Raw genomic sequence first — 8,885 nt, 5'->3', positions numbered from 1 at the left:
GTGTCGCTGTACATGGGAATGCGCCAAACCAGCAACCTGGACCAGCCCGAGCAGTTCCTGCTCGACCTGGAAAAATGCTTCTTCCTGCTCCTGCCCGGCCTCGTACCACCGAACCGGGTCGACTATTCCCGCCAATTCATCAGGCGGCGAACAGCACTCGCCATCAAATCGACCTCAGCCACGCCCGATTCCCACTGACCACGACCGCGGCCACCGGCCCACTCAAACTACCGAGTGCCCTACCACCGGCAGCTGTCAAGCTTTGCCGACGCCGGGTTCGATCAGAAGCCACGCGGCGATGTCCGGCGAAGACCTCACTGCGTGGTTGAGCCGTAAGCCGGAGTTCTTGCTTTCCCTCGTGACAACTCGTCGCCAGCCTATTCGCGAGTTAGTTGCCAGCGAGGCACTGCGTCACGTCGAACACAATTGTTTGGCAGCGCCGGCTCCCCAGCCCCGCCTATTCAAAGTTCGTTAGCCCAGAGTTGCTCAGTCAGATCCTGGAAAGTCGCGAGCGCAATATGATCGTCGGTACGCCGCATGGCTGACCTGCTCATCAACGCTCGGACGACTGAGCCATCCTTATGCGCCAGTTCTACCACCATATTAGCTAAGGCACGGACAACAGACAGTACGGATTTGTCAGCCGGCGCCGAGTGAAACACCTGATGGAATTTTAACGACAGCACCTCTTCGGTGCTGCAGCCGACTGTTTCGGCAAACGCGGTGTTCGCAAATAAGATTGTGCCGTCGTGGGCGATGGCAAGCACTGGCACCGGGAGTCGCTCCAGCACCACGAGTGCCGGCAACTGTTTTAGAGTGGTCATCGGTGATTGGCCGCCCTGGGACTTCCGTCGTCGCTCCACACGCCGATTATGGTCCATAGCGGGGCTTCGTTCCGAAATTATGGATGCACTTCATAATTGAACGACACTCCAATAAGCGCGCTGGTCGCCGAGACTTGGCAAGAGTCGCCCAACAGGCTCCGCCGCACAATCGGCAGATTTTTGCCCCCAGCGGACGGGAAATGACACGCTGAAGGACGTGTCGGTGACGGGTGGGTGCCTGGCAGTGCGCACCCTGGAGTGACCGATCGATTTCGCGCGGGAGAGGTATTCATGACAACGCACGGCGAAGCCGCGGTCCTGGTCCTGGCCGCAGGGACGGGCAGCCGGATGCGCTCAGATACCCCCAAAGTGCTGCACACCATCGCCGGCCGCAGCATGCTGGCGCACTCGCTGCACGCGATCGCCAAAGTGGCGCCTCAGCATCTGATCGTGGTGCTCGGCCACAACCACGAGCGCATCGCCCCGACCGTTGCCGAGCTGGCAGGACAACTCGGACGCGGAATCGGCGTCGCACTGCAAGCGCAGCAGTTGGGCACCGGGCACGCGGTGTTGTGCGGATTGGCCGCGCTGCCCGAGGACTACACCGGCGCTGTCGTCGTCACGTCGGGTGATGTACCGCTCCTCGACGCAGACACCCTGGCCGATCTGATCGCGACACACAACGCGCGCGCAGCGGCGGTGACCATGCTGACCACCACGCTCAGCGATCCGACCGGCTATGGACGCATCCTGCGCACACAGGACAACGAAGTCATCGCGATCGTCGAGCACGCTGACGCCACGCCGTCGCAGCTGGACATCCGGGAGGTGAACGCCGGGGTTTACGCCTTCGACGTGGCCGCGCTGCGGTCGGCGTTGGGGCGGCTGTCCGCGAACAACGCTCAACGCGAGCTTTACCTCACCGACGTCATCGCCATCCTCCGGCACGACTCTCAGGTGGTACACGCCCGCCACGTCGCCGACAGCATGCTGGTGGCCGGCATCAACAACCGCGTGCAGCTCGCCGAGCTGGGTGCTGAGCTCAACCGGCGCATCGTGGCTGATCACCAGTTGGCCGGCGTCACGGTCGTTGATCCCGCCACCACCTGGATCGACGTCGACGTCACCGTCGGTCGCGACACCGTCATCGCACCGGGAACCCAGTTGCTGGGTCGCACCCACGTCGGCGAGCGCTGCGCCATCGGCCCGGACACCACGCTGACCAACGTGAGCGTCGGCGACGGGGCGTCGGTGATCCGCACACACGGCACATCGGCGGTCATCGATGACGGCGCCACAGTCGGTCCGTTCAGCTACCTGCGTCCGGGCACCGTGCTGGGCGCCGACGGGAAACTGGGCGCCTTCGTCGAAACCAAGAATTGCACGATCGGCACCGGGACCAAGGTGCCGCACCTGACCTACGTCGGCGACGCCGACATCGGTGAGCACAGCAACATCGGCGCATCGAGCGTCTTTGTCAACTACGACGGTGTGACCAAACGACGCACCACCATCGGCTCACACGTCCGCACGGGATCGGACACGATGTTCGTCGCACCGGTCACCGTCGGCGACGGCGCATACACCGGTGCAGGCACGGTGTTGCGGGAGGACGTGCCGCCGGGCGCATTGGCGGTTTCGGCGGCCCCGCAACGCAACATCGAAGACTGGGTACAACGCAAACGTCCCGGCAGCGCTGCCGCCCGAGCCGCAGAGCAAGCCCGTCAAGCGGCGCAGACCGCTCCTCCGTCGACGTCCGATCAAACGCCCTGAGGCCACCCGGCACTGAAATCGAACGATTCGCTACCTAATATATTGAGTCCAGCCGGCAGTAACCATCTCGATCCGAACGCGGGGTACACGTGAGCCACGACTGGAGTGACAACCGCAAGAACCTGATGCTGTTCGCCGGTCGCGCGCATCCCGAGCTGGCCGAGCAGGTGGCCAAGGAGCTCGACGTCCACGTGACCGCGCAGACGGCACGGGAATTCGCCAACGGCGAGATCTTCGTCCGGTTCCGCGAATCGGTGCGGGGCTGTGACGCGTTCGTGCTGCAGTCGCATCCGGCACCGGTCAACCGATGGCTGATGGAACAGCTGATCATGATCGACGCGCTGAAGCGGGGCAGCGCCAAACGGATTACCGCCGTCGTGCCGTTTTATCCCTACGCCCGCCAGGACAAGAAGCACCGCGGCCGCGAACCGATCTCGGCACGCCTGGTCGCTGACCTGTTCAAAACCGCGGGCGCCGATCGAATCGTGACCGTGGATCTGCACACCGACCAGATCCAGGGTTTCTTCGACGGGCCCGTTGATCACATGCGCGCTCAGAATCTGCTGACCGGCTACATCGGGGACAACTACACCGACGGCAACATGGTGGTGGTCTCCCCCGACTCCGGCCGGGTGCGCATCGCCGAGAAATGGGCCGACGCATTAGGAGGCGTTCCACTCGCTTTCATTCATAAGACCCGTGACCCGCGGGTGCCCAATCAGGTGGTGTCCAACCGGGTTGTCGGGGACGTCGAAGGGCGCACCTGCGTGCTGATCGACGACATGATCGACACCGGCGGCACCATCGCCGGTGCGGTCAAACTGCTGCACGACGACGGCGCCGGCGACGTCATCATTGCGGCCACCCACGGTGTGCTGTCCGAGCCTGCGTCCGAGCGCCTGGCACAGTGCGGCGCCCGGGAGGTGATCGTCACCAACACGTTGCCGATCGACGAGCACAAGCGTTTCCCGCAGCTCACTGTGCTTTCGATCGCTCCGCTGCTGGCCAGCACGATCCGGGCCGTCTTCGAGAACGGCTCGGTCACCGGATTGTTCGACGGGGACGCCTAGATGCCCGACTACACGATCTGTGCACTACGCGACAGTCTGTGAAAGGTCTGCGCTGCGCGGTCATTGCGGCTCTGGCGATGCTCATCGCAGGCTGCGGCACCGAGGCGCCGGATTATCAGTCGATCTGGACGACATCTCAACGGTCGACGACCACCACGACCACGGCACGCCAGGTTCCGCTGTCCCAGTACCTGGAGAGCATCGGGGTGGCCGGTGAGCAGGTGGCGCCGGACACGCTCACCGATCTCACCGTGTCAATCCCCACGCCGCCGGGCTGGGAGCGGGTGCAGAAGCCGGACATCGCGCCCGCCACCGAGCTGATTGCCAAAGACGGCAAGTACCCAACAGCGATGCTGATGGTATTCAAGCTGCGGGGAGATTTCGACGCCGCAGATGTGGTCAAGCACGGCAACGTCGACGCCGAGTTGTCCAAGAACTTCAAGCGGCTCGACGAGTCCACGGCGAACTTCAACGGCTTCCCGTCGTCAATGATCCAGGGCAGCTACGAACTCGGCGGCAAACGGTTGCACGGGTTCAACCGGATCGTCATCCCCACCGGTTCGCCACCGGCCAACCAGCGCTACCTCGTTCAACTCACCATCACCAGCCTGGCCGAGCAGGCCGTCGCGGATTCCGACGACATCGAGGCGATCATCGCCGGGTTCACCGTGGCAGCCAAGTAGCCCGCCTGGCTACTGTGTTTGCCATGACTACTTGGACCGCCGCCGACCTGCCCTCGTTCGCCGGTCGCACCGTCATCATCACCGGCGCCAACAGCGGCCTGGGTGCGGTGGCGGCGCGGGAATTGGCCCGGGTCGGCGCTCAGGTGGTCCTGGCCGTGCGTAACACCGGAAAAGGTGAAGACGCCGCCCAGCAGATGACCGGTGACGTCGTGGTGCGCCAGCTGGACCTCCAGAACCTGGCCTCGGTGCGGCAGTTCGCCGACGGGGTGGACAAGGTCGACGTCCTGATCAACAACGCGGGCATCATGGCCGTCCCTTACGCGGTGACCGAAGACGGCTTCGAAAGCCAGATCGGCACGAATCACCTGGGCCACTTCGCATTGAGCAACCTGCTGCTGCCCAAGCTGACCGACCGGGTCGTGACGGTCTCGTCGATCATGCACCGAATGGGCGTCGTCAAACTCGACGACCTGAACTGGGAGCACCGCCGATACCGGCCCTGGCTGGCCTACGGGCAGTCCAAGATAGCCAATCTGCTGTTCACCAGCGAGTTGCAGCGGCGCCTGACGGCGGCCGGCTCGCCATTGCGGGCGCTGGCGGCTCACCCCGGCTACTCGCACACCAATCTGCAAGGCCGGTCCGGCCGCCGCTGGGGTGACGCCTTGATGTCGTTGGGCAATCGGCTCGCCACTGACGCCGACTTCGGCGCCCGCCAGACGCTCTATGCGGCATCGCAGGATCTGCCCGGTGACACCTTCGTCGGTCCCCGCTTCCAGGTGTGGGGACGCACCCAGCCGATCGGGCGTCACCCGTGGGCCAAGCGGGGCGATACTGCCAGCGGGCTGTGGGAGCTGTCCGAGCAGCTCACCGGCGCCAAATTTCCGCTCTGAGATACTGATGCGCTAACCTGGCCGGGCGTCACGGCGAGGGTGGCCGGCGGCTCGAACATCGGCGAGCCTAGCAGCCACCGTTATCGACGGAACCGACGGTTTGTCGCGATCCTGGCCGTGCCCGGACAACACAGGAGCGACACGATGCCACCATCCGCAGGTTCGGCAACCAACCAGCTGACCGTTTCGGTACGCACTTCGACCGGCAAAGGCGCGTCCCGACGCGCGCGCCGTGACGGCAAGATTCCCGCCGTGCTCTACGGCCACGGCGCCGACCCGCAGCACTTGGAGCTGCCGGGCCGCGACTTCGCCGCCGTGTTGCGTCACTCCGGCACCAATGCGGTGCTCACCCTCGACATCGACGGCACCCAGCACCTCGCCCTGACGAAGGCACTCGACATTCATCCCATCCGCCGCACCATCCAGCACGCCGACCTGTTGGTGGTCCGCCGCGGCGAGAAGGTCGTTGTCGAGGTGACCGTCGTCGTGGAAGGCGAAGCCACTCCGGGCACCCTGGTGACCCAGGAGAACGACGCCATGGAGATCGAGGCCGAGGCGCTGTCGATTCCCGAGCAGCTGACCGTCTCCATCGAAGGCGCCGAAGCGGGCACCCAGATCACCGCCGGGCAGATCGCCCTCCCAGGCGGCGTCACGCTGATTTCCGACCCAGAACTGCTTGTCGTCAACATCGTCACCGCACCGACCGCCGAGGACCTCGAGGCCGAAGGCGGCGGTGACGTGGCCGAACCGCAGCCGGCGATCGAGCAAGCCGCCGAAACCGAGGCCGACGCGACCGAGTCCGAGTAAGCGGCTCGCGTGGTGGCCGAGCCGCTTTTGGTGGTCGGCCTGGGCAACCCGGGACCGAATTACGCCGCCACCCGGCACAATCTCGGATTCATGGTTGCTGATCGGCTCGCCGAGCGGCTGCGCTCAAGTTTCAAGGTGCACAAGCGTTCCGGCGGGGAGATAATCACCGGACGCCTGGGCGGGCATTCGGTGGTGTTAGCCAAACCACGGTGCTACATGAACGAAGCCGGCCGCCAAATCGGGCCGTTGGCCAAGTTCTATTCGGTGCGGCCGGTTGATGTCATAGTCATCCACGACGACCTCGATCTCGACTTCGGGCGCGTCCGGCTAAAGATCGGCGGCGGTGAAGGCGGCCACAACGGACTGCGCTCGGTGGCGACGGCGTTATCCAGCAAAGACTTTCAGCGGGTGCGGATCGGAATCGGGCGTCCGCCGGGACGTAAAGACCCGGCGGTGTTCGTGTTGGAGAAGTTCTCCGCCGCCGAGAAAGTGAACGTTCCGACTATCTGCGAGCAGGCCGCCGACGCCACCGAATTGCTCATCGAACTGGGTCTGGAATCCGCTCAAAACCGCGTGCACGCCTGGTAATTCACCGCGCCCGGCACACCGCCAGCAGACGCAAGCGTGCCGCGACACGCCAATCAGCAAGACACTTTACGTGTGACCGGCCAGGGCCCGGCGAACACCGCTGGAGGGACTAGGTGACCAGCGCAACCGAGTTGGACCGCCGCAACTTGCCCGACGGCGTCTTCGGGATCGTTCCGGGGCCCAGCACGACCACGTTGCGCGGCCGCACGTCGACCTCGGTGACGACTTCGTGCGCCACCTGATGCTCGATGCGGCGTACTTCGGCCGGATCCTCGAAGTCGTTGGACTCGACCGCAACGGCGAACGACTCACGCGAATGCCCGGCGTCGAGCCGCACCGCCACGGCGCAACCCGTCCGCACGCCGTCGACCCGGCCCGCGGCGCGCTCGATGTCGGTCGGATAGATGTTGCGGCCGGCCATGATGATGACATCCTTGACCCGACCACAGACCACGATGTGCCCGTTCTCCATCAGGTATCCCAGGTCACCGGTGTCATACCAGCCTTGCTCGTCCTGCGCCGAGATGAATCCGCCCATCGTGATATAGCCGGGGGTCACCGGTTCGCCACGCAGTTCGATCACCCCGACGCCGCGGGACGGCAACACGTTGCCGTCCTGGTCGACGATGCGAGCCTCCAAGCCGTCCAACAGCGGACCCAGGGAGGCGAACCGGCGGGTGTTGCCCTTGGTGGCGGGCACCGCGCGGCGCAGCGCACCCAACAGGTCTGCGTCCACCTCGTCGACCACCAGCCCGTCACCGAGTTCGGAGAACGACACCGCCAGAGTCGTTTCCGCCATCCCGTAGGCCGGCATCACCGCCTCGGGCCGCAGACCGAACGGCTTGCCCGCGTCGATGAGGTCCTCGACGTCGGCAGGGTCGACAGGCTCGGCCCCCGATAGTGCGAACCGCAGGGTCGACAAGTCGAACTGGCCGGGTTTGGCTTGCTTGCGCAGCCGCTTGGCGAACAGCGAGTAGGCGAAGTTCGGCGCGGCGGTCATCGTGCCCTTGTACTTGTCGATCAGCTTCGCCCACAGCAGCGTGTCACGCAGGAAATCCATCGGCGTGACCTTGACCAACTCGACGCCGAAGTACATCGGCACGGTCAGGAATCCGATCATGCCCATGTCGTGAAAGCATGGCAGCCAACTGAGCATCACGTCGTTGCCGCTGGGGTCCATCTTGGCGCCGACGAACATCGCCTCGGCATTCGAGTAGATGTTGCGGTGGGTGATCTGCACAGCCTTGGGCGACCCGGTGGATCCGGACGTCAGCTGCATCAACGCCAGATCGTCCTCTCCGGTCTCGATGGGGTCGACCGGATCCGAGGTCAGCAGCTGATCGACGGTCAGCACCTTGATGCCGCGCTCCTCCAGCACCGGCGCGGCCGCCGTGAACGGATCCGAGACGATGACCACCTTGGCTTCGATCATGTCGATGACGGTGGTGGTGTCCTCTGCCCAGACAGCCAGGTCGGTGCGCGGCGTCGGCTGGTGAAGCATCGTCAAGCTGGCTCCGCGCATCCACAGCCCCTGCGCGGTCGGGGCGATCTCCACCGGCGCACCGGCCAGCACACCGACAGCGTCGCCATGACTGACGCCGACGGCGGCCAGGCCGCCGGCGACCCGGCGCGCACGCTCGTGCACCTCAGCCCAGGTGTGCCGGACCGGGTCCTGCGGTTCGCCCGTCACCATGCCCTTCGCGCTCTCGCGGGCGTTGCGGAACATCTTCTCGGTGAACCTGCTCACGACGACCTCCTCTTCGGCGCCGGTGCTTCCTGGAGGGCCCAGGGTCTAATACTCCCCCAGCGCTCAAGGACAACGGGACAGCCGCAGGTAAACAATTGGGCAGCGGTTATGTCTCGAATCGGTGGTCGACCCCGGTTCTCGCGCGCTATCACCAGGTCCGGGCGACGGCGGCTACCGCGACGATTCGCCAGCCGCCCGCCGGGGTAGCCGACGGGCGCGTGAATCGGATGCAATACTTGACCACTCTTCGCCACCGCGGACCATCTTAAACTCCTCTTAAGTAACCGCAAAATCATTGCGCCAGGTGAGTCTCAAGTCACACTCCGTCACACCTCGTTTATAGGTGCCGGTACCACCCGCGCGCCGTGCACCGGTCCGCTGGCGACCCGGACGGTGCGGCACACGCCGGCTCCGGACAGCTGCGTGCCGACGTCGAGCGCGGACGCCGCCGACGTGCACAGGAACGCACAGGTGGGGCCCGAGCCGGACACGATGCCCGCCAG

8 protein-coding genes and 2 pseudogenes are annotated in these 8,885 nt (G+C 65.1%); 7 read left to right on the top strand and 3 right to left on the bottom strand.

The features are described from left to right. Positions 1-198 (top strand): annotated as a pseudogene (locus WA317_RS16245) (TetR/AcrR family transcriptional regulator); the annotation flags it as partial. A gap of 263 nt (positions 199-461) precedes the next feature. Here the strand turns inward: WA317_RS16245 and WA317_RS16240 are convergent. Further along, entirely contained in the window at positions 462-824 is a 363-nt protein-coding gene (locus WA317_RS16240) for a PAS domain S-box protein (RefSeq protein WP_425174006.1), read from the bottom strand. Between the two features lie 291 nt (positions 825-1,115). Here WA317_RS16240 and glmU point away from each other — a divergent pair, with 291 nt between their 5' ends. The 6 genes from glmU to pth all read left to right on the top strand — a co-directional run bounded on the left by glmU (position 1,116) and on the right by pth (position 6,635). Further along, positions 1,116-2,597: a bifunctional UDP-N-acetylglucosamine diphosphorylase/glucosamine-1-phosphate N-acetyltransferase GlmU gene (gene glmU / locus WA317_RS16235; protein WP_425174005.1), complete on the top strand. Its 1,482-nt coding sequence runs from the start codon at positions 1,116-1,118 to the stop codon at positions 2,595-2,597. An 89-nt stretch (positions 2,598-2,686) separates the two neighbouring features. Further along, entirely contained in the window at positions 2,687-3,667 is a 981-nt protein-coding gene (locus WA317_RS16230; RefSeq protein WP_425174004.1) for a ribose-phosphate diphosphokinase, read from the top strand. 77 nt (positions 3,668-3,744) lie between these two features. Beyond that, positions 3,745-4,350: an LpqN/LpqT family lipoprotein gene (locus tag WA317_RS16225; RefSeq protein ID WP_425174007.1), complete on the top strand. Its 606-nt coding sequence runs from the start codon at positions 3,745-3,747 to the stop codon at positions 4,348-4,350. Positions 4,351-4,373: 23 nt separating this feature from the next. Further along, complete coding sequence (locus tag WA317_RS16220) at positions 4,374-5,240, top strand: oxidoreductase (RefSeq protein ID WP_425174003.1); 867 nt, start codon at positions 4,374-4,376, stop codon at positions 5,238-5,240. A gap of 144 nt (positions 5,241-5,384) precedes the next feature. Next, on the top strand, positions 5,385-6,047 hold the full coding sequence (locus WA317_RS16215) for a 50S ribosomal protein L25/general stress protein Ctc (RefSeq protein WP_425174002.1): 663 nt from the start codon (positions 5,385-5,387) through the stop codon (positions 6,045-6,047). Between the two features lie 12 nt (positions 6,048-6,059). Then, positions 6,060-6,635 carry an aminoacyl-tRNA hydrolase gene (pth, locus tag WA317_RS16210; protein ID WP_425174001.1) on the top strand — a complete coding sequence of 192 codons (576 nt, stop codon included), beginning with the start codon at positions 6,060-6,062 and terminating at the stop codon, positions 6,633-6,635. Between the two features lie 109 nt (positions 6,636-6,744). Here the strand turns inward: pth and WA317_RS16205 are convergent, their stop codons facing one another. Then, entirely contained in the window at positions 6,745-8,382 is a 1,638-nt protein-coding gene (locus WA317_RS16205) for a fatty acyl-AMP ligase (protein ID WP_425174000.1), read from the bottom strand. A 326-nt stretch (positions 8,383-8,708) separates the two neighbouring features. Beyond that, positions 8,709-8,885 (bottom strand): annotated as a pseudogene (locus tag WA317_RS16200) (4-(cytidine 5'-diphospho)-2-C-methyl-D-erythritol kinase); the annotation flags it as partial.

The organism is Mycobacterium sp. (genome assembly GCF_049802695.1).
Taxonomy (GTDB): domain Bacteria; phylum Actinomycetota; class Actinomycetes; order Mycobacteriales; family Mycobacteriaceae; genus Mycobacterium.
The sequence above is the reverse complement of the archived record's forward strand: the minus strand, read 5'-3'. Positions and strand labels throughout refer to the sequence as shown.